The sequence below is a fragment of the Blastocatellia bacterium genome (genome assembly GCA_025054955.1).
Taxonomy (GTDB): domain Bacteria; phylum Acidobacteriota; class Blastocatellia; order HR10; family J050; genus JANWZE01.
Map to the genome: position 1 here is coordinate 72,337 of JANWZE010000062.1, position 21,749 is coordinate 94,085.

Here is a 21,749-nt window from a genome sequence, read left to right on the forward strand (position 1 = left end):
ACCAACCATAAATGAGCCGGTGCCTGAAGACTATCGCTGCCGCGTCAGCGGCGAGCCGACAAAGGCTTGCCTGCGCCGATGGACAAATGGTGGAAAGCGGCGCTCCCCGGATAGGTGGCGGCCGCGCCAAGGTCCTGCTCAATTCGCAGCAACTGATTGTATTTGGCGATGCGGTCAGTCCGGCTCAGCGAGCCGGTTTTAATTTGGCCGGCATTGGTCGCCACCGCCAAGTCAGCAATGAATGGGTCTTCAGTTTCGCCAGACCGATGGGAAATAATCGTTGTATAACCGTGCGTCTTGGCCAGCTCAATGGTTTGCAGCGTTTCCGTCAGCGTACCGATTTGATTCACCTTGATCAGAATCGAATTGGCAATGTGTTGTTGAATGCCTCGCCGGAGGAACTTCACATTGGTGACGAACAAATCATCACCAACCAGTTGCAGGCGGCTACCCAACGTGACGGTCAGGTGCGACCACCCATCCCAATCACTTTCAGCCATGCCGTCTTCAAGTGAGATGATCGGATATTGCCGCACCCAGTTGCCCCAGAACTCAACCATTTGGTCTGATGTTCGTTGCGATTGATCCGATTTAGCAAAAATGTATCGTCTCTTGGTCTTGTGATAAAACTCGCTTGCCGCTGGGTCCAATGCCAGCGCGATCTGCGTGCCAGCCTTGTAGCCGGCCTGCGTGATCGCTTCGAGAATAAGCTCGACCGCCTCTTCATTGGACTTTAAATTCGGAGCGAAGCCGCCTTCGTCGCCAACGCTGGTTTGATGCCCACGACTCTTAAGCACACTCTTGAGTTGATGAAAGACCTCCGCGCCCCAGCGTAACGCTTCAGAAAAGCTCGGCGCGCCAACTGGAACGATCATGAATTCTTGAATGTCCACACTATTATCAGCATGCGCGCCGCCATTGAGGATGTTCATCATGGGAACGGGCAACACACACGCATTGGGTCCACCCAAATAACGGTAGAGCGGTATCTGTAAGGCATTGGCCGCCGCGCGCGCTGTGGCCAATGAGACCGCCAGTATCGCATTCGCGCCCAACCTCTTCTTGTTCGGCGTGCCGTCCAATTCAATCAACAACCGATCCACACCAAGCTGATCGAGTGCATTCATGCCGATCAGCTTGGGAGCAAGAATTTTGTTCACATTACTGACCGCCTTGAGAACGCCTTTGCCACGATACCGCTTCTTATCTTCATCACGAAGCTCCACGGCCTCGTTCTCTCCCGTCGAAGCGCCCGAGGGAACGGCGGCCGTGCCGACCACGCCGTTTTTGAGATAAACGTCAGCTTCAACCGTGGGATTTCCCCGTGAATCCAGAATTTCTCTAGCAACAACTCGCTCAATGTCTGCTGTCATTCCACACTCCTTGTCGGTCCTCAATCAGCCCGCAAACAAGCCACGCCACATCTGACGATGCATCGTTGGCTTGTTTCGCGGGCTGCCTGCTCATGGTTGTTTGGATGATGGTGGACCACTGAGCCGCACAGCGACTCGATAAGTGAAGCCAGGCCCACCACGACTAGCCAGATCACGCAACCGAATCAGGTACTGCCCGGCACGCGGAATCGTCACTTGCAAAAACGAATCGCTCGATTCGCCGAAGTCGTCATTCTCGGCCAGCACGCTCCCGGCCAGATTGAATAACGTTACCAATGTATCGGCTGCCGACGCATCCACCAGTGATTGCGCATCCACATCAACTGTCAACGTCTGCCCTGCCCCAGCGCTGAAGATGAGAAAATCTTGATCGCCGGTTTTGTCGAACGCGCCGCTGACAAGGACATCGGGCGTGATCGGCATGGCGGTTTCTGGGGTATCGTTCGGTTCCACTTCAGCAACCGAACGTGCCGTCCGCAGGATGACGAGCATTTGATAGGGTGGCCTTAGATTCATCGGCGTCGTCGCCGTATCTCGAACGCGCACGAAATAACGCCCGTCTCGCGGCACGAGCAATGAGAGATAGGAATCAAACGAGCCGGCAAAATCATCATTCTCCGCCAGCGTGTTTCCTGCGCTGTCAAGCAGGGTGACAACGGTGTTGGCTGACGAAGGCGGCATCAGCGACCGGGCGTTAATATCAATGGTCAAGGCCTGGCCGCCGCGAGCGGTGAACGAATAAAAATCCACGTCACGACTGGAGCCAATCTCAGCCGTCACCAGAGCGTCAGGCGTGATCGGCGTGGCTTGATTCAGACGATCATTCGGCTCGACTTCTCTGACCGCAGTCAAGATCAATCCATCGCCCATCACCGTTACGGGAATGGCAACGACATTATTGGCCTCATCACTCTCAGCCGCTGCGTTCCCTCCATCAACGGCTAAGATCACAAACTGAGGTCCTGCCGTCGCTGTCGTCGGGATCAACACAGGCACAGCCAGTAATGTTGCTCCTTCGGCCGGCATTAGGCTCATGGTCGGGATTCTTTTTAACGTCGGGTCACCGGCTTCGAGCTTGCTATCACTCGAAAGCCGAATCTCATGAACAGTCATGCCGGCTGCTGCTGTCCCTCGGTTCCGCAGAGTAAAACTGAGCGCAGCCACCTCACCTGGCCGGACAACCGGCGGATCAATGCCAACCGTTTCGACAACCAGATCAGGCTGCCCGGCCATCAACCGCGTATCTACCACCGCTCGACGGCTGGTCAGTTGATTGAAGTAGGGTTCAAATTCGCGGCGAAACCGATCCAGTTTGTTCACCTCGCTCATCGCCGGCGAAGAGCCTTCAGGGATCACCAACACATAAGCTTGGCGTAAACGTGTCGGCGCGCTGCCAAACGCCGGCACGCGCGGCCCATTGAGCGCAATGATCTGCTCAAGTGAGATGTCCGCGCGAACGCCCCTCACCGTCACGCCGACTTCTGGTAAGTTATTCCGCGTCCTTCCATCGGGATCATTGGCCTGGCTGACGAAAAAGATGGACTTCACATCGGCAGGCGGACGCAATCCCATCGCATATTCATCCAGCACGCCATACCGCGACGTCGCATCCACAGATGTGAACGTGCCATCTCCGTTCTCCTGCCACTGATTTCCGTACATCAACGAGGCATCACTATTGAAGAAAAAACTCCAATGCGTGAAATCAAGTGTGAGCAGATTGAACGCTGGATTTCCGTTGTTCTCATACAAGTAGTAGGATAACCAACGATGAGCTGTTTCATGACCGATGGCATCCAACGGCGTGATCGTCGCGCCGATGACCTGATCAGGATTATTCGGATAAAAATTCAGTCGGTTCATGTTGATAAAACTTTGCAGCCGACCCCCACTGCCATACGCCTGAGGCCCGCCAAGGAACTCACCAACCGACTGACCGATCCCCGTAATGTCATTGCGAACGAGCCGATGATAAGCGAGCGCTCCTGCGACGCCGGTCATGTTCGTGCGAAAACCACCTGATGTGAACACGACGAGCTGATCGTAATGATCTCCGCGCGTCTCATAGAATTTGCGTGCTACAGCCTGAATATCCAGGCCGCGGCCCGGGAAGAATTCCAGCACAGCCCGATTGTCAACCGTCTGAGGCAAATCGCGACTGAAATTCACCATCAATGGACTGGCTCGTGAACTACCCGGCGATAATCCGACCAGCCCGCCGAGCGCCGATACAACTGTGCCGTAATTAAATCGAATCCGACCATCAGAAAACAAGACGATCTGAATAGTGCTGGAGTCGGCTAGCACTGAAGGGACGCTCGCCACACGAACATTACTCCAGGTCACAACCAGACGACTCGGGTCTGTCGCCGCTTTGATATGCACACTGCCCTGAACAGAAGGATTGAAGTCCGTCCACAGCCCGGCAATGCGCGGCTGCCCCAGGCGAAATTGCGCGAATGTACCGACTGCTGACGCATCAGCCGTTGGGTCGGCCCGCTCGAATGTTATATTCCCGTTAGCATTCACAAACAGCGTGTGACGTGCTGTCCCATAGAACGAGAACGGAAATGGGAGCGATTGCGACGCCGAACCGTTGTCAGTCAGCGTCACAGCCGTCCCCAGCTCAGACTCAAACTGCGCTGCCAGTGAAATGATCGCATAACCAGACTGCGCAGTCGGTATGAACTCAATTGTGCGACCTTGCAGGTCAAAATTTTGATTGAGCGTGCCGTCATCTTCGATCACAGCAATCTCGCCAATGTCCGTGTTGACAGTCGCGCCAGCGCGCAGTGGCGTCGGCATCGGCTTCCAATAAGGCCCGCTGTCAACTTGCTGCCCTTCGTCTTTAATGTGGATCACGCCACCGTCATACGTTACAGCGAGCTGTAACAGATCAGCGTTGACAAGCTCCAATTTGGTGAAGAGATGATTGCTGGGCAAATTGGCAATCGCTATCCAGTGTTCACCATCGGTCGTTTTGTACAACTTGTTTTCGACCAGATGAGAGTGAACCGGATAACCGAGCACGGCATAGACGACGCCGCTTTCTGTCGGATGATGCAGCAATAGAGGCTGATATGTTCGATGAGAGAACAATCCGGGCAAGCCGTCTGAGATGGGTTTCCAGGACGTTCCTCCATCGGTTGTTTTGTAAATACCGTTGACTTCTGTTGAGGCGTAGGCGACGTCTGGGTTTGTTGGATCAACGGCCAGATGTCGGACCGGCGTCACTGGCGCGATGCCGAGCGATTTGGGCAAGCCTTGATTGATGGATGTATAGTTTTGGCCTCCGTCATCGCTGCGAAACAGGCCGTATTGCGCCGTTGCCAGATAGAGCACACGTGGATTACTGGGCGCCACAGAACGGGTCAACACGCCAGCTTGCGAGGGCAAGCCCAGAGTGACATCGGTCTGACGGTTTGGTTGAGCGAATGGAGCGTCAGCGGCTCCTTGGTGCACGAGAACTTCTGTTTGCTGACCGGGCACAGCAAAGGAAGTTGGGATGATCGAAAGCGCTAACACGAGCAGCACACCGAGCACGACCGGCAAAATCGAACGCACACCGTTGACTGGCCGACCACGAACAACATCTAGAATCATCGTGTTCCTCCTTTGCTAAAATTTTGGCCGGACTATTCAACCACAGGTTGCCGCAGATTTCAATCATGAGCAAAAGAGTTGAGGGTTGGTCGGTCAACTGTTCTTCATCACAAAAGCGATGTGATCATCGGTACGGGTAGCGAGCGAAGAACGCCCCACATCGGGCTCCTACGGACTTGATAGCCGGCTCCATTCTTTACGGACTCGATATGAAGAGTTCTTTGGGGGATTGTTCACTAAACAAAAAGGAGGACCCTCCGGGGTTGGAGAGTCCTCCTTTCGAGGAGGTTTGAAATGGTGGGTTTCAGTTTAGAAGTCCATGTCACCACCGCCTGCAGGAGCCGGCGCGGCAGCTTTCTTCTTCTCCGGCACTTCGGAGACTAACGCTTCGGTCGTCAACATCAGCCCGGCAATGGAGGCCGCATTCTGGAGTGCCGTCCGACTGACTTTAGCCGGATCAATCACGCCATCATTGACCAGGTCGCTATATTGTCCAGTGGCCGCATTGTAACCAAAGTTCGGGTCTTTGCTGTTGCGAACTTTTTCGACCACAATGGAGCCTTCTTCGCCAGCGTTCTGGGCAATCATGCGCAACGGCTCCTCCAGCGCCCGACGAACGATATTGACGCCTGTCTGTTCATCAGGGTCTTCAAGGGTGAATTTCTCTAACGCCTTCAACGCACGAATATAGGTGACGCCGCCGCCGGGAACGATGCCTTCTTCAATGGCTGCGCGCGTTGCGTGCATGGCGTCTTCCACGCGAGCCTTCTTCTCTTTCAGCTCGGTTTCCGTGGCCGCGCCAACTTTGATCACCGCCACGCCGCCGACCAGTTTGGCCAGCCGCTCTTGCAGTTTCTCGCGGTCATAGTCTGACGTGGTCTCTTCAATCTGATTGCGAATTTGACGAACGCGGGCCTCGATCTCAACCGGCTTGCCGGCCCCTTCAACGATCGTCGTGTTGTCCTTATCCACGACAACCTTCTTGGCCCGACCGAGGTCTTCCAATCGCACGTTCTCTAACTTGATGCCGAGGTCTTCGGTGAAGCACTTGCCGCCCGTCAAAATAGCAATGTCTTGCAGCATCGCTTTGCGCCGATCACCAAAGCCTGGCGCTTTGACCGCACAAACATGGAGTGTGCCGCGCAACCGGTTCACTACTAGCGTAGCCAAGGCTTCGCCTTCCACATCTTCAGCCACAATCAAGAGAGACTTGCCCGACTTGGCGACTTGCTCCAACACCGGCAGCAGGTCTTTCATCGAGCTGATCTTCTTCTCATGCAGCAAAATGTAGCAGTCTTCCAACACGCACTCCATTCGTTCAGGATCGGTCACAAAGTACGGAGACAGGTAGCCACGATCAAACTGCATCCCTTCGACCACCTCGAGCTCCGTCTGCATGGTCTTGGACTCTTCCACCGTGATCACGCCATCCTTGCCGACCTTATCCATCGCTTCAGCAATCAGGTTGCCGATGGTGGTATCGCCATTGGCGGAAATCGTGCCGACATGAGCAATCGCATCGCCTTTGACCGGCTTAGCTTGTTTCTTGATGTTGTCCACAACTTGCTCAACGGCCTTGTCAATTCCGCGTTTGAGGGCCATCGGGTTCATACCGGCTGCGACTGCCTTGACCCCCTCACGGAAAATGGCCTGAGCCAACACGGTCGCCGTCGTCGTCCCATCCCCAGCCACATCGGATGTCTTGGAAGCCACCTCGCGCACCATCTGCGCACCCATGTTTTCCAGCTTATCTTCCAATTCGATTTCCTTGGCCACCGTCACCCCATCTTTGGTGATGGTCGGTGAACCGAACTTCTTTTCTAACACAACGTTGCGGCCTTTGGGACCCAACGTGACCTTGACGGCTTCGGCCAATTTATTCACACCTCGCAAAATAGCCTGACGAGACTCTTCACCGTGTACAATCACTTTTGCTGTCATAATGCCTTTGACCTCCTTGTGAATTACTTGCCAGCCTTCTTGGCTTTTTCAACACCCTCGATAACGCCCAGGACCTCGTCCTCGCGCAGGATCAAGAACTCTTCATCTTCAATCTTCACTTCCGTGCCTGAATACTTGCCAAACAGCACTCGATCACCCACTTGAACGTCCAAACTCAGCCGTGTGCCGTTATCCAGAATTTTCCCATTGCCAACGGCCACGACTTCTCCCTGTTGGGGTTTCTCTTTGGCTGTATCAGGAATAATGATCCCGCCTCGGACTTCCTCCTCGGGTTCCAGTCGCTTGACAACAATTCGATCATGTAATGGTCTGATATTAACTGCCATAACTCAACCTCCTTAAAGAAATTTTAGATTTAAGTCCGGTAAAGATTCATAAATTTGAATAAGGCGGCATTATAATTTTTGAGTGAGTGATTGTCAAGGTGCTCAAAGATTCCTCCAACCTCCAGCCATCATTAAGATACTTTTCGGAATAGCTCGATAGAAACATTCCAGGAAATCATAGATTACCTTGAATTTTTTTCAACAAACCACCATACTAAGCATGAAAATGACTAACTGCTTTGATCTATCCATTATTATCCCGGCCTACAATGAGGCTGACCGAATCGGGCATAGTTTGGAGCAAATCTGCTTATATTTGGATAGGCAACCGTGGTCTGTTCAAGTGATTGTTGTCAATGATGGCTCGTCCGATGACACGATCCAAGTTGTTGAGCAATCGCGTCATCTTCTAATGACTGAGCAGAGGCGGCTTGAATTAGTCTCCAACAGCGTGAATCGTGGTAAAGGATATTGTGTCAAGACAGGGGCCATGCGGGCTGAGGGGGGGATCATTGTTTTGACGGATGCTGATCTGTCAGCCCCGATTGACCAGCTTGCAGACTTAGTTATACCGATTCATCAAGGTCAGTATGACGTGGTCATCGGATCGCGGGCTATTGATCGGAGGCTCATCCAGCAGCGCCAACCCTTCTGGCGTGAGTATGCCGGACGGCTTTTCAATATCCTGATGCGCTTGATCACCGGCCTGCCGTTCAAAGATACGCAATGTGGATTTAAGGCATTCCGAGGCGACCTGATCAGACCGATCTTTCAACGACAACGGCTGGACGGGTTTGCATTTGATGTCGAAGTTCTCTACTTAGCCTGGAAAGCAGGACTCCGCATCAAGGAAATCCCCGTCGTGTGGAATCATGTTGAAGGCAGCCGGGTCCATATCTTCAGGGACTCCTTCAAAATGCTGATGGATTTAGTCAAGGTAAAAATCCACGACTGGCACGGCGATTATCACTCACCTACCACTTAGCTTCACCCCAAGAAATTTGAAACTAGCGTGTTGCGGAACGCCTTCGGCGATTAGTATTCACCTGGCACCTAGCTTTACCCCAGGTGACGAGCCTGCTAAAATACAGCCAGCGCCGATAGCCAAACCATAAAGACACATATTTGCTATCGGCAACCGCGCAGATTTGTTGAACGCAAAGGAGGAGGCAGGCATGATTACCTGCAACGGGAGTCAGAGGCAAACAACGCTCTTATTGTGGATCATCGCTGGTAGCATCATACTGATGCAACAGGTCGTCCCTTCAAGCACAGTGATAGGGATAACCAATCCAACACATCTGACCCGACGAGTCATGCAGCCGGCGGCCAATTCTGCCCAACCCTCACCAGCTTCCTTAACGTGGACGATCAAAGCCGAGCGGGATGTAAGCGCCGACATCGGTATACCGGGCGCACACGAGGTCAAATTGGTTCGCGGCAATGGCGGCAACGACCCGCGTGGTCACCTACCCATGCGGATACGCTTCGTCCTGGACGACGACCGTGTGTCAGAGTTCCAGATGGAGCCCTTTGATATATTCACACCTGACGCCCGATTGATCGGCATGACTGAGCGAGGAGCGATTCCTGTAACTCGGCCCACTGTCCATCTGTATCAGGGCCGTGCTGTTGATGGCAGCGGTGGGACGCTGTTTCTCTCGGTCACCGGCGACGAGTATTATGCCATCATTCGCCACCGGGGTCAGACGTTGAGCATTCAACCATCAGGCAAGGCCGATGGACGTTGTTTGGTGATCCCCGAGGGAGTCGTGCCGCCATCGGGTGCTATGGCGTGTTCGGTGGTAGGACCGCCAGTCGCGTGGGCTGATGGCGCCGATCCCTCCAACGCCGATCAACCGCTCAGTCAGGTTTCCGGCACACGACTAGAAGCTGACGTCATGGTAGATGTAGCCTATGGGTTGTTCACCGATTTCGGCAGCGATGCAACGCGAACAGCCAATTACGTGGCTACATTATGGGGCGCCGTTTCACACATCTACGAGCGCGACATCAACATACAAATTCGCATCAGCACGCTTGTGATTTGGATGACGCCGCAGGGTCAGTTCAGCGCTCCCACAATCCAAGCGATTCACGACAATTATGCGAGCTACGTCAGAGGCAACCGCTCCAACATATCAAGGGACGCAGCTCATCTGTTAGGTTACTGGCGCGGCCTTGGCGGTTATGCGATTCGAGAAGGACTCTGTTCTGACTTGCGTGGCATCGCTGTCAGTAGCATACATGGCATCTACCGGTTTCCTGTAGACGTGCCGGCGACTCCTTATATCTGGGATGTGGATGTCGTTGCGCATGAGCTTGGTCATGTATTCGGCAGTCCGCACACGAACTGTTACAACCCACCGATTGACCGCTGCATAGGTAATGAGGCGGGCTGCTATCAAGGGCCTGTCAGTCAAAGCCCTCGTACTATCATGAGTAACTGCAATAACGATAAAGGCGACGCCAGGCTGGAGTTTCACCCAACAGTTGCTCGATTCATTCGCGAGAGAGTGGAAAACAATCCAGGGCGGTGCCTCAGCGCGCTGCCGTTCATGTCGCTGCGCTATCCTACCGGTGGGGAAACCTGGTACATTGACTCGACTCAAACCATCCAGTGGAATGGCGCCTCTGGCCAAGGCGTCGTCACGATTGACGTCTCATGGGATGGTGGGCAGACGTTTCAAACCATCACTGCCAATGCTCCGAATCGAGGCATGTTTGAATGGACTGTGAGCGGCCCGCCAACTCAGCAAGCCATGATCAAACTCAGCAGTCGCACCGATCCTGATGCCTTCAGCCGCCTGTTTACGATTGCGCTTCCACCCACCGAGTTTGATGGTTTTGCTCAGCTTTCGCCACTGGTTTTGAATGGCCACGCAATCGAAACGAACGTTCCACCCGTAGTCTTCAACGGTAAAACTGTGCTGCGACTGACTGACAACGGCAACCAAGCAGCAAGCGCCTTTTTAAGTTCAGCCATTCCGCTGGTATCACCCGATGGCGGCGCTCTCTCACTGAGCACTCACTTTCAGTTTCAAATCAGCAATGCGCGCGGCGCGAGCGATACGGATGGGCCCGGAGGTGATGGGCTTGGATTTGCGATCGTGGCAAATCCAACGAGCCTCGGCGGGATCGGGGCAGGATTCATCAATATCACTCCGAGCGTGATTATTGAATTTGACACGTGGCGCTCGCCCAATGAATCGTCAGGCAATCATGTCGGGCTTAATATCAACGGAGCAGCCGCAACCAACGTCTTCTGCCTGACGCCGTCATGCCACGTCAATACACGGTTCAACAACGGCTCAATCTGGTACGTATGGATTGATTACCACGGCAGCAGCGGGATGCTGGAAGTCAGGCTATCGCCTTCCTCGACACGTCCGACTGAAGCGTTTTTGTCGCGTCAGCTTGATCTTCGCGCCATCTTGAGGCAATCGCGCGTTTACATCGGATTTGTTGCTGGGACTGGCCAGGCTGCGCAGGATCATGACATCCGATTTTGGAGCTACACAGTCAGGCCACAGTGACGCGTGGTGCATGGCGCGTCTATTCGCTGAGCAGCTTCAGAAATTGATCTTCGGTCAGCAGGCGAATTCCTAAAGCCTGCGCTTTTTCCAGTTTCGATCCGGCCTCTTCGCCGACGATGACATAATCGGTCTTTTTGCTGACAGAGGAAGTGACGCGTCCGCCCAGTTGTTCGATTCGACGCGCTGCCTCATCGCGGGTCATTGTCTGCAAGCGTCCTGTCAAAACAAATTGCTTGCCGCTGAACTTCCCTGCTCGCGGTACGAGTTTTCGCTCTTCTTGCATACGCACGCCGGCAGCCTGCAGTCGCTTTAGCATCTGTTGATTCCGTGGTTCGTCGAACCAATCTCGGATAGATTGTGCCACGACAGGACCGATGTCAGTGATCGCCTGCAACTCTTCGAGTGATGCCTTCTGCAAATTTTCGATTGAACCGAAATGCTCGGCCAGCACTTGTGCAGTTCTTTCGCCAACATGACGAATACCGAGCGCAAAGATGACACGCGATAGTTCGCGCGTTTTGCTCGCCTCAATTTGAGCGAGTAGATTACTCGCCGACTTGATTCCCATGCGCTCTAGTGGGACGAGGTCTTCCAGTCGCAAGCGGTACAAATCAGCAAGGCTGGTTACAAGCTTACGATCCACCAGTTGCTCAATCAAAGCCTCGCCCAAGCCTTCAATATCCATTGCTCGGCGATGTGCGAAGAATGCCAGCGACGCCTTCAACCTCGCGGGACATTCTGCTGACAGACACCGACGGATCGCCTCGCCTTCAGGCCGCACGACAGAACTACCACAAACGGGGCAACGGTCTGGCATGACAAAGGGTTTTTCCCGACCGCTTCGTTTGCTTTCAATCACTTTGACGACCTTGGGAATCACATCACCGCTTCGTTCGACCAAGACCCAATCACCCACCATCAGTCTGAGCCGAGCGATTTCATCCTCATTATGTAAAGTCGAGCGCGAAACCGTGACGCCTCCGATTTCAACCGGTTCTAAAACGGCCACCGGCGTTAAAGCGCCGGTGCGTCCAACCTGAACGATGATGTCTTTGACCCGCGTTGTCGCCTGTCGAGCCGGAAACTTATAGGCCATAGCCCAACGCGGGGCTTTGGCTGTCGCGCCTAATTCATCCTGCAGTGTTGTCTCGTCAACTTTGACGACCGTCCCATCAACTTCGTACCCCAGCTCATCACGCTGCTGGCGAAACTGCTCATAGTGCTCGATGACTTCGTCAATGGAGCGGCAACGGCGACTGGCAGGATTGACCTTGAAGCCTGCCTCTTTGAGCCACTGCAACGATTCCCAATGCGTGGCAAATGGATGCTCATTGTTGAGCCACAGCTCATAGCAAAACAGATCAAGCCGCCGTTGAGCCACAAGCTGTGGGTCCAGGAGCTTCAATGTCCCCGCTGCCGCATTGCGCGGATTGGCGAATAATGGCTCGCCAGCATCGGCTCGCTCTTGATTCAGTTTCAAAAATATGTGCGTCGGCAAGTAGACTTCTGCGCGAACTTCGATGAAGAGTTCATTTCCAGCGGCAAACAGTGGACCGCCGCGAGCTGCTTCTCTTTTTTTCTCCAACACGTTTAGTGCGGCTGTCGGAATTCGCAACGGCAGCGAGCGGATGGTCCGGGCATTGCTCGTCACCACTTCACCACGCACGCCGTCGCCCCGCGTGACGGCGCGTATCAGCACGCCATTGGTGTAGTGCAAGGCCAAGCTCACGCCATCAATTTTCAACTCGGCGACATAATGGAAGCGACGACCGCCAGCCACTTGACGCACACGCCGATCAAAGGCTCGAATATCGGCCTCGTTGTAGCTGTTATCGAGCGAGCGCATCGGTCGCGCATGAACGTAGGTATCAAATCCTTCGACCGGTTGACCGGAAACCCGCTGTGTCGGGCTATCAGGCGTGATCAATTCCGGATGTGCCTGCTCCAGCTCGCGCAATCGGCGCATCAAGCGATCGTACTCGGCATCGGATATCTCAGGATCAGCCAGCACGTAGTAGCGATAATCATGATGCCGAATTTCCTCGCGCAGTCGCTCAACTTCTTTGGCAACCTGGTCGGGACGTGGGCTCACGAGATGACTTCCTCTCGAACGGTGAGGGAACGGATTCGCTCCTCATCAATCTGATGACCGAGGCCGGGTTCCATCGGCGCTTCGATTGTGCCCTGCGGTGTGACTTGAACATCCGGCACGATAATGTCTTGTTGCCAGTACCGCTTGCTTGCTGAGACATCCCCGGGCAATGTAAAGCCTGGCAGTGTTGACAGCGCGATGTTGTGCAATCGTCCGATGCCCGATTCTAACATGCCGCCGCACCACACGGGAATGTGTCGCTGGGCGCACTCCTGCTGAATTTGGCGAGCTTCGGCGTAACCGCCGACGCGCCCAAGTTTGATGTTGATAATGCGACAAGCGCCGATGTCCAGAGCGTGCTGCGCCTGTTCAAACGTGCAGACTGATTCATCCAGACAAATGGGCGTGTTGAGTTGCCGTTGCAATGCTGCATGATCAATCAGATCGTCGTGGGCTAGTGGCTGTTCAATCATCATCAGATTGAACTGATCCAACGACGCCAGCAGAGAGGCATCGTCCAGCCGATAGGCCGCATTGGCATCCACCATCAATGGAATATCTGGAAATTGCTGGCGCACGGCGCGGACCATCTGGACATCCTGGCCGGGTTTGATTTTCAGCTTAATGCGTCGGTAGCCAGCGTTGATTTCCCGTTCAATTCGATCGAGCAACTGCGGGATGGAAGGCTGAAGTCCGATGGAGACGCCGCACTCGATTTGACGTCGTTGACCACCCAAGTAGCGCCATAGCGGCTGGCCTTGTTTTCGGGCTTCCAGTTCCCAGCACGCTGTTTCGACTGCCGCTTTCGCCATCTGATTGCCGCGAATGCGCCGAAGGCGATCTCTGACCTGTGCAGGATGTTCCAACGGCTGCCCTACCAACATCGGACCAACAAAGCGGGTCAAGATGATCCAGGCGGTATCAATCGTCTCGTGGTTGTAAAACGGCTCCTCTGGAGCTGTGCATTCACCCCATCCATCAGCGCCCTGGTCATCCCACAGATGGACAAGCAAAATCCTTCGCTGCGTGGTCCGTCCGAAACTCGTCTCGAACGGCGCCAGCAAAGGCATGCAAATTTCCCGCAGCTCGATGCGATCAATCTTCACGGTTCTTGGGGAAAAAGTAAGTAGCGAAAGATCGCTCCATCACTGGCGCGCTCAAAGCCACCGACATAAAATCCTTGAGCAAAATAGCGTGAGAATTGTTCTCGGACGCGAAGCTGCCACTCACGTGCGACGCCGCTATCGCGTGTTTTGAGCTCATTGATATTCGCCGGAATCTCTACCGTGGCCACAGGCGAGCCACGCTCCCAACGAGCGCCCACCAGATGCTCGCGCACACGATCAGAGGTTAGCCACCACTCGGCCAGTAACCGGTCTGTATCGAGGCCACGGTGTAAATGACTACTGACGTCAGACCCATAGCAATTGACTTTATACTGCCGTGCCACCGCGCCTAGCCGATTGATGTTGAAATGGGCATTGGCGGCCTGTAGCGGATCGAACGTCCACACAATCAGGTTGTAGCCTCGTTGTAAGGCCACTTCTCGTTGAAACAGTTTGAGGCGGCGCCCCACCCCTCGATTCTGATACTCAGGTAGCACCGCCAGCATATCCGAGTGAAAACAAAGCGACTCTTGATGCCGAGCTAAAAACGCGCTGGCAAAGCCGATCATGCGATCACCAGGCGCAAAGGCGCCAAGCACCAATCCGCCGGTGTGTTGAGCAACAACAAAGATGTGTACTGGGACTGTATCCAAATCAGAGAATCGCCAAACGGCTTGTTGAAGCCTGACGCATTGCCGGAAGTCGTCATGCGATTCACAGGGGCGAATGATGATCTCAGGCATAGTCGTTGATGAACTCCGCTCTGACCTGACCGGATTGGCTTTGATCATCAGCCATCCAAGGCCAGGCTTCTCTGTTTACCTAACCGTCTCCCAATAATGAAATCACGTATTGAATCGGCGTGCCCAATCCAATGGAGAGTGGCCTGGCATCAAGGTCGTCTTTGATCTCTGCTGTCACAATGCCGATGGCCTTTCCGTCACGATTGAAGATCGGGCTGCCGCTGAATCCCGTCTGAACGGGCGTATCGAGCTGGATCAAGCCATTCGTTACCTTACTCACCGATGTGCGCTTCATCGTTGTCGTGGCCTTTTCCTGGTGTGTTGTATTCAACAAATCAGAACCGAACGGGAACCCGATGAATGCCACTTCATCACCCTGACGTACCATGTCGAGCCGTGGCTCCATGCCTTCGATCAGGGGCATTACCGGCGGCGGCTGGATACTCAACAAGGCAACATCCCATTCTTTCGAACCACGATAGAAGGTCGCTGGCAGAGCCTCTTTCGCCGGCTGGTCAGCGAAGATCACTCTCAGTGAACGCGTCTGAGGCTGCGTTCGAGACCCCTGGAGCGATTCATCAAATTCCCAAGGTCGAACAATATGGTAGTTGGTCGCAATGTAGCCGCGAGCGTCGAAGGCAAACCCAGTTCCCTCGCTGCGCCCTTCTGAGACAACCACTCCCTCTTGATCAACCAGCGCAAAATCCAGTTGAATCAGCACAACAGCCGACTGATTGCGGCGCGCAATCATGGCAAACCGCTGAGCGCTATCAACGGGCAGCATCTCCGCGCTCGGCCTCAATACGGAGAAGTAGATCAACGTGCCAACAGCGCCCAGTGTGATTATGGCTAACACCATAACAAGGCGCCGCCACGTGGATGAAGACTTTTTCACGGCTGAATCAATGGCCAGTTGCATCGTTTGCAGTCCGATGCGAGGTTGAGAGCTGGGTAGCGCCTGGCTCAATGGCTCGATCATGAGCTTGGCCGAAGGCGAAATGGTAGTTCCTTTTGTCCACGGCTTTTGCAGTTGATAGGCATCTTGTTTCGGTTTCAGCTCAAACAACAACTGCGGTCCTTTTCGTCCCAACTGAATGATGTGGCCGTCACGCAACGTGGCGCGTTCAACCCGGCTTCCATTCACATAAGTTCCATTGGTGCTCTGGAGGTCTTGAATGATGAACTGCTCGCCATCCAATAGGATTTCGCCGTGATGCGCCGAGGTGCGCAAATCCTGGGCGGTGAAGACCACATCGTTGTCCAGCGCCCGGCCGAGGCGAATACGTTCTTGATCCAACACCTCACGCTGGCCGGCCTGTCCGCCAGACAGGTGCGTTAAGACAACAACCATGTCTGACCCTTTGATTTGCACCTAGATACCTCCCAGGGTGACGAGCCATACATTCTATGCGCCGACAACCAGATTGCAAGTCCTAGTGAGAAAGCAGTGGTCAATGGGCAGTGGTCAGCGAGCACTCGACCAGGAGTCTCCATCTGTCATTTCGCGCAGATCGTCAATGGCGAAATGCCCTTCATCCGGCTCCGCCGCATGCGTCCGAATCCAGGCCTCTAGCTCGGGCTCGCAGCCGCAGCGAGCGGCCAGACCCTCATGCGACCGGCAAGCGCCTTAATTGCTGCCGAGCTTAGCCTCGGGCAGGCCCGACATCGCCTTTAACTCGATGGTCGCTGTGCCAAAACTTCCAGCGACCATCGCCTTCACCGGCAAACGGTGCGCATCCTGCGTGAACCAGATGTACATCTCGCCAGAGCGACGAATGATCTTGTCTTCGCCCATCACCAGCGGTTGCACTTTCACCGTGTCGAACAAACCCAGATCAGTCTTCAATTGTTCGTGCGCGACAACGTGAATCTGAACGTCGTACGTCTTGCCCGAATCGCTCACCGGCACTTCAATCGTCTGCCCAACACTCATCGGCAACGTGCGCACATAATAAATCGCTGAAAGAACATCCTGGACCCATCGTTGAGTCGGCGCCTGCTTCACCGATGGCGCTTGATCTGGCTTTGACAAATTCCGCTCAATGACGACAACCAAACCATCCGAGCGATTGAAAATCGCCAATTCAAGCTCTCTTTTGCCATTGTGATTGAACTGCTTTCGTGTGCGATGAACACCAAAATCAGCAGGCTCGACAAACGATTCAAAGCTGTCTCTCACATCAATGCCGAACACCTTGGTCCAAAATCCTTCTGAAACAGCCTCCGCTCTGATGTGATATTTGCCTACAAGCGGCTGTTCCGTTGAGCGGCCAAAAGTGAACGTCAACCGGCCGATTTTTCCCGATACGAGCAACTTGGTAAATCGAGCTTCATAGCGCAGCGTCTCGCCTTCGGCGAACGGCAGATTGAGTGGCGCAGGTGGGGTTCCGGTTGCCGTGACCTGCTCCGGTCTGCTAGCCGCTTGCCCGACAGCAGCCTTCCAGGCCAACACAACCAACACGAGCCCCAACAAGAGCAACAGGCGATACTCACGATGGCTTTTGAGCATAGCAAAATCGTATCGCCCAGATGCCGCCGGATAGGGCCGCCATCGAGGCCAGAACCATGGGACAGCTTGTTCATAAGCAGGAAACTCGCGCGGGAACAAGCGCCGCAAGTGGGCCGCTTCTTGTGTCATGGCAGATCCATATAGCACCGCAAATAACAGAGCAAACAGCAAACCCAACCACCAACGCCCACATGCCACGACGAGCCCAAGCCCGATTAGAAAATTAGCCAAGTAGAGCGGATTGCGCGTATAGGCATACGGCCCAGCGGTACATAATTCGGTATCTTTTTTCAGGTAGCCGAGCGCCCACAACCTCAGCGCCATGCCCATAACCATCAATCCGCCGCCGACTGCAATCAGCGCCATGGTGGGCGTGGCGTACAGCAGGGCTATAACGCCAAATAGGCTGCTGATGGTGACACGCCACCGGCGCAACGCCGCTGGCCACCTAGCGCGATGGTGTGGCGACGATTTGTGCGAGCCTGTGAGATCCAAATTGACTGACACGAGTGAGTCTCCGTTTAATGGCTTGGCGAACTTCATCCTCAGATACGTTGATGTAATCATCCTCACGCTCACGTCGGTAGTAGGCACGGGCTGATCTGCGCTCTTCTCGCACGATCACATCCTCAGGAGAGAATGGACCATTACGACGAGCGAGCGTCGGGCCAAAAATAGCCACAACCGGCGTGCCACGCGCTGCCGCCAGGTGCATCGGCCCGGTATCTCCTCCAACAAACAATGTGGCGCGATCAGCCAGTGCTGCCAGTTGCTTCAACGTGCAACACAAAGGAATAGCCGATTCCCCACACCGCGCGACCACTTCTTGCGCCAGCGCCTGTTCGTCGGGCGCGTGAGTCACTATTGAGGCAAGCCCGTATGCCTCGTAAAGAAACGTTCCAATGGCGGCATAACCGGCTGGCGACCATCGCTTCCCTTTCCACGCGCCGCCCGGATTGAGGATAGCAAATTCCTTTATGCCATGCGTGCGTAGTCTATTTTCAACCCATTGTCGGTCCTCATCCGGAATGTGCATGGGGAATTCGTATGGCCCTTCGTGCGCGGCTCCCAACCAACGCACCAGTTGCAAATTCTTTTCGATCACATGAACATCATCCGACGCAGGCACTTGATCGGTCAGGAACATCAAGCTGAGCTTTTCCCGCAAACAGGCTGTCTCAAATCCAACGCGTTGCCGCGCGCCGGACAGATACAGCACCAATCCCGATTTGATCAAGCCCTGAAAGTCGAGCCCAATGTCAAACCGATGCGCCCTCATCTGTTGAAAGCACGTCACGACCTCCGACCAAACGCTCGGCGAATGCCACTGACGTCGCCACCGGCCTGTATCCAGCTCGATCAGCCGGTTCAGTAGCGGATTCTGGCGTAGCAGTTGCGCTGATGAACGCTCCACCACCCAGGTGATGTCCGCATCAGGGAACTGACGCCGCAATGCAGCCACTGCTGGCAACGTATGAATAACATCGCCAATTGAACTGAGTTTGACAATCACCAGTTTCATGATTCACGCATGATGAATGCTGCTCTCAGTCGTTCCTTCCATATCAGCGCTCGGCTTGAACCGTGGCTGATTGTAGATGCTCATTCGCTCTGATTGGTAGCCTGTCATTGCAACTTCCTACTAACATCACGCATGGCGTGAGGCCGCCACTGTGGGTTCATCAATTATCCAGCGCAATCCGCGGCACGGTTGACCGTCGCCGCGTCCAAAATAGCAGTCGCCGGTGTGAGTACATCATTGATGGTGATGCGCGTCATGCAACGATGGTCAATTGGGCACTCGCGTAACATACAAGGGGCGCAGCCCACCGGCTGACGAACCACCGTTGCACACTCGGCCAACGGGCGCGTTGCCCAGTACTCAGTTGGGCCAAAAATCACCAGCGTCGGCACACCGATGGCAGCAGCCAAGTGCGCTGGGCCGGTATCATTCGAGATCAACAGATCAGCGTAGCTCATCACTGCGAGTAACTGCCTCAATGTCGTCCGACCTGTCAAAATGGTCGGATGGCGCAACATCTGTTGAGCAATCATCTGAGCCAGCCTGGCTTCTTCCGGAGCGCCGATGATCGCCACATGACTATCGCCTCGACTGAGCAACTGGTCGGCTACAGCAGCGAACCGTTCTGCATGCCACTGCTTGGCGCGGCTATTGGTCGCGCCGGGATTGATCAGAACCAGCTTATAACTTCGGTCTATTCCATGTTCAGCTAACAAGCGCAATCCTTCCCGGCGCAGTTCTGGTCGAACCGGAAGATGCACGTTGGGATTCGCACAATCAACGTCTGTGTAACCGACCATCGCACGCTCCAGTTGAGCGACCAAGTTCAAATAATAGATGACTTGATGGCGAAGGCGAAGCGCAGGATCAACAGGTATCGGGTGGGTTAATAAAAACCCGCGTCCATACGTTTGATAGCCACATCGCAGGGGAACGCGACCAAGCCATGTCACCAACGCGGCGCGGAACGAATTTTGAAAGAGAATGGCCAGATCAAATGCGCCAGCCCTGATGCTCCGAGCCTGCAAACCGATGGAATCACCTTGCGCAGGCAGAACGTCATCAACGAGATCGGTTCCCGTGAATAAGTCATGCAGCGATTGCTTTGTCCACATCGTGATCCGAGCCTGCGCAAAGATACGTCGAACCTCGCGCAGGGCTGGAATTGTCATGACGGCGTCACCGAGCCAGTTTGCTCCACGAATGAGTATGTTCCGCATGGACTGTGGTGACATCATTTCGCAAACAACTCTCTAATTGTGATTGCCAGATGGTAGCATAAGCCCCCTGGATAAGAAACGCGGCCTCCTCGTTTCATAGCCACCTCTGCCACTGATTCATGCTCTCTTGCCTGAGGGTTGCAACTGAGGGTCCAAGAGGTCGGCTGCATGAATTTTCACCAGACATTGCATCCCGCCAGAAAAGACGACACAATTAGCGGCCAACCATGACGCCAGTACCGCTTCAGGAGGAATAATCATGACGAAAGAGACGCTGAGTGTGACCGACAATCGCACGGGGAAAGTCTATGAGATTCCCATCTCACAGGGCACCATTCAAGCAATGGACCTGCGCCAGATTAAGACGTCCGAACGAGACTTCGGATTGATGACGTACGACCTCGGTTACACCAATACGGCATCGTGCAAAAGCGCTATCACCTACATTGATGGTGAAGCAGGAATTCTCTGGTATCGCGGCTATCCGATCGAAGAGTTGGCCGAAAAAAGCACGTTTTTGGAGACAGCCTATCTGATTCTGTACGGTGAGCTGCCAACGAAATCACAACTGGATGAGTGGACCTGGAATATCACCCATCACACGTTTGTCCATGAGAACATCAAAAAATTCATTGATGGGTTCCATTACGACGCCCACCCAATGGGCATCCTGGTCAGCACCGTGGCGGCGCTTTCGACGTTTTATCCTGACTCCAAGGACCTGTTCAATGCCCAGTCCCGACGCAAACAAACCTATCGTTTGATCGCGAAGATGCCGACCATTGCAGCGTTTGCCTATCGCCATAGTCTGGGTATGCCGTATGTCTATCCGGACAACGACCTGTCATACACGGGCAATTTCCTAAACATGCTGTTCAAGACCACTGAACTCAAGTATGTCCCGAATCCGGTGCTGGAGCGAGCCCTCGATATTTTGTTCATCCTGCATGCAGACCACGAGCAGAACTGTAGCACCAGCACGATGCGCATGGTTGGCAGCTCACACGCCGACCCATATTGCTGCACAGCAGCGGCGACGGCTGCCTTGTATGGGCCTCGACACGGTGGCGCCAATGAGCAAGTGCTGCGCATGCTGGAAAAGATCGGCACCAAAGAGAACGTGCCGGCGTTCATCGAAAGCGTCAAACGAGGCGAAGGGCGATTGATGGGATTTGGCCATCGTGTCTACAAAAACTACGATCCACGGGCGCGCATCATCAAACAGATCGCCTATGAGGTCTTTGAGGTCACCGGTAAAAATCCGCTGATTGATCTGGCGTTGGAACTGGAACGCATCGCCCTGGAAGATGAGTACTTCATCAAACGAAAACTTTATCCGAACGTGGATTTTTATTCGGGGATCATCTATCAGGCGATGGGCTTTCCATTGACGATGTTCCCCGTCCTGTTTGCAATACCCAGAACTGTCGGATGGATTGCTCAATGGGAAGAGATGTTGCTGGATCAAGATCAAAAGATCGCGCGGCCGCGTCAAGTCTACATCGGCCCTGGCCTACGACATCACATCCCGATTGAGCAACGAAGCTGACGTTTCGGTCATGGCCTACAACATCACATCCCGATTGAGCAACGGGGTTGAGTTTGACGATGACAGTCTGCTATGATAGCCGCCCTGATGACGGTGGGCTGTTGGCTCAGGTGGTAGAGCGCCTCGTTCACACCGAGGAGGTCAGTGGTTCAAGTCCACTACAGCCCACCATGGTTACGTGGCCGTT

The 21,749-nt window shown here is 54.3% G+C and carries 14 protein-coding genes, 1 tRNA gene and 1 pseudogene; 4 read left to right on the forward strand and 12 right to left on the reverse strand.

Features of this window, described 5'->3' with window-relative positions; genetic code table 11:
• Positions 1-44 precede the first annotated feature (44 nt).
• From eno to groES, 4 genes are all read right to left on the reverse strand, one after another.
• A complete protein-coding gene (gene eno, locus NZ823_08950) occupies positions 45-1,373 on the reverse strand; it encodes a phosphopyruvate hydratase (GenBank protein ID MCS6805253.1) in 1,329 nt (442 codons plus the stop codon).
• Positions 1,374-1,463: 90 nt separating this feature from the next.
• Positions 1,464-4,997, reverse strand: coding sequence for a pre-peptidase C-terminal domain-containing protein (locus NZ823_08955; protein ID MCS6805254.1), 3,534 nt, complete (start codon positions 4,995-4,997; stop codon positions 1,464-1,466).
• A gap of 309 nt (positions 4,998-5,306) precedes the next feature.
• The gene (gene groL / locus NZ823_08960) at positions 5,307-6,938 is read right to left on the reverse strand and encodes a chaperonin GroEL (protein ID MCS6805255.1); all 1,632 of its coding nucleotides are present in this window, start codon (positions 6,936-6,938) and stop codon (positions 5,307-5,309) included.
• A 23-nt stretch (positions 6,939-6,961) separates the two neighbouring features.
• Positions 6,962-7,285, reverse strand: coding sequence for a co-chaperone GroES (gene groES, locus NZ823_08965; protein MCS6805256.1), 324 nt, complete (start codon positions 7,283-7,285; stop codon positions 6,962-6,964).
• A 220-nt stretch (positions 7,286-7,505) separates the two neighbouring features.
• Between groES and NZ823_08970 the strand changes: the two genes are divergently transcribed.
• Together NZ823_08970 and NZ823_08975 are read left to right on the forward strand one after the other, a co-directional pair.
• A complete protein-coding gene (locus NZ823_08970; protein ID MCS6805257.1) occupies positions 7,506-8,270 on the forward strand; it encodes a glycosyltransferase family 2 protein in 765 nt (254 codons plus the stop codon).
• Positions 8,271-8,460: 190 nt separating this feature from the next.
• A complete protein-coding gene (locus tag NZ823_08975; GenBank protein MCS6805258.1) occupies positions 8,461-10,821 on the forward strand; it encodes a M12 family metallo-peptidase in 2,361 nt (786 codons plus the stop codon).
• 19 nt (positions 10,822-10,840) lie between these two features.
• On the opposite strand, the gene ligA is transcribed toward NZ823_08975, so the two are convergent.
• From ligA to waaF, 8 genes and pseudogenes are all read right to left on the reverse strand, one after another.
• Positions 10,841-12,913, reverse strand: a complete 2,073-nt coding sequence (ligA, locus tag NZ823_08980) for an NAD-dependent DNA ligase LigA (protein ID MCS6805259.1) — start codon at positions 12,911-12,913, stop codon at positions 10,841-10,843.
• Positions 12,910-14,019: an o-succinylbenzoate synthase gene (menC, locus tag NZ823_08985; GenBank protein MCS6805260.1), complete on the reverse strand. Its 1,110-nt coding sequence runs from the start codon at positions 14,017-14,019 to the stop codon at positions 12,910-12,912. Before menC ends, ligA begins: the two co-directional genes overlap by 4 nt.
• Positions 14,016-14,810 carry a GNAT family N-acetyltransferase gene (locus NZ823_08990; protein ID MCS6805261.1) on the reverse strand — a complete coding sequence of 265 codons (795 nt, stop codon included), beginning with the start codon at positions 14,808-14,810 and terminating at the stop codon, positions 14,016-14,018. The genes menC and NZ823_08990 overlap by 4 nt, the downstream gene beginning before the upstream one ends.
• 31 nt (positions 14,811-14,841) lie before the next feature.
• On the reverse strand, positions 14,842-15,513 hold the full coding sequence (locus NZ823_08995) for a serine protease (GenBank protein ID MCS6805262.1): 672 nt from the start codon (positions 15,511-15,513) through the stop codon (positions 14,842-14,844).
• A gap of 333 nt (positions 15,514-15,846) precedes the next feature.
• Positions 15,847-16,113, reverse strand: a pseudogene (locus NZ823_09000) (FHA domain-containing protein).
• Positions 16,114-16,389: 276 nt separating this feature from the next.
• Entirely contained in the window at positions 16,390-17,778 is a 1,389-nt protein-coding gene (locus NZ823_09005; protein ID MCS6805263.1) for a DUF3108 domain-containing protein, read from the reverse strand.
• The gene (gene waaC, locus NZ823_09010; GenBank protein ID MCS6805264.1) at positions 17,720-18,793 is read right to left on the reverse strand and encodes a lipopolysaccharide heptosyltransferase I; all 1,074 of its coding nucleotides are present in this window, start codon (positions 18,791-18,793) and stop codon (positions 17,720-17,722) included. Before waaC ends, NZ823_09005 begins: the two co-directional genes overlap by 59 nt.
• Positions 18,794-18,957: 164 nt before the next feature.
• Complete coding sequence (waaF, locus tag NZ823_09015; protein ID MCS6805265.1) at positions 18,958-20,013, reverse strand: lipopolysaccharide heptosyltransferase II; 1,056 nt, start codon at positions 20,011-20,013, stop codon at positions 18,958-18,960.
• Positions 20,014-20,272: 259 nt separating this feature from the next.
• Between waaF and NZ823_09020 the strand changes: the two genes are divergently transcribed.
• Positions 20,273-21,562 carry a citrate synthase gene (locus NZ823_09020; protein MCS6805266.1) on the forward strand — a complete coding sequence of 430 codons (1,290 nt, stop codon included), beginning with the start codon at positions 20,273-20,275 and terminating at the stop codon, positions 21,560-21,562.
• A 95-nt stretch (positions 21,563-21,657) separates the two neighbouring features.
• Positions 21,658-21,733, forward strand: a tRNA-Val gene (locus NZ823_09025).
• Positions 21,734-21,749 lie beyond the last annotated feature (16 nt).

What these genes read in the sequence shown, in the direction of transcription:
- groES (MCS6805256.1), bottom strand. Translation starts at nt 7,285, where the DNA reads ATGGCAGTTAATATCAGACCATTACATGATCGAATTGTTGTCAAGCGA.
- waaF (MCS6805265.1), bottom strand. Translation starts at nt 20,013, where the DNA reads ATGCGGAACATACTCATTCGTGGAGCAAACTGGCTCGGTGACGCCGTC.
- NZ823_08975 (MCS6805258.1), top strand. Translation starts at nt 8,461, where the DNA reads ATGATTACCTGCAACGGGAGTCAGAGGCAAACAACGCTCTTATTGTGG.
- eno (MCS6805253.1), bottom strand. Translation starts at nt 1,373, where the DNA reads ATGACAGCAGACATTGAGCGAGTTGTTGCTAGAGAAATTCTGGATTCA.
- NZ823_08970 (MCS6805257.1), top strand. Translation starts at nt 7,506, where the DNA reads ATGAAAATGACTAACTGCTTTGATCTATCCATTATTATCCCGGCCTAC.
- NZ823_08955 (MCS6805254.1), bottom strand. Translation starts at nt 4,997, where the DNA reads ATGATTCTAGATGTTGTTCGTGGTCGGCCAGTCAACGGTGTGCGTTCG.
- groL (MCS6805255.1), bottom strand. Translation starts at nt 6,938, where the DNA reads ATGACAGCAAAAGTGATTGTACACGGTGAAGAGTCTCGTCAGGCTATT.
- waaC (MCS6805264.1), bottom strand. Translation starts at nt 18,793, where the DNA reads ATGAAACTGGTGATTGTCAAACTCAGTTCAATTGGCGATGTTATTCAT.
- NZ823_09020 (MCS6805266.1), top strand. Translation starts at nt 20,273, where the DNA reads ATGACGAAAGAGACGCTGAGTGTGACCGACAATCGCACGGGGAAAGTC.
- NZ823_08995 (MCS6805262.1), bottom strand. Translation starts at nt 15,513, where the DNA reads ATGATTGCGCGCCGCAATCAGTCGGCTGTTGTGCTGATTCAACTGGAT.
- NZ823_08990 (MCS6805261.1), bottom strand. Translation starts at nt 14,810, where the DNA reads ATGATCAAAGCCAATCCGGTCAGGTCAGAGCGGAGTTCATCAACGACT.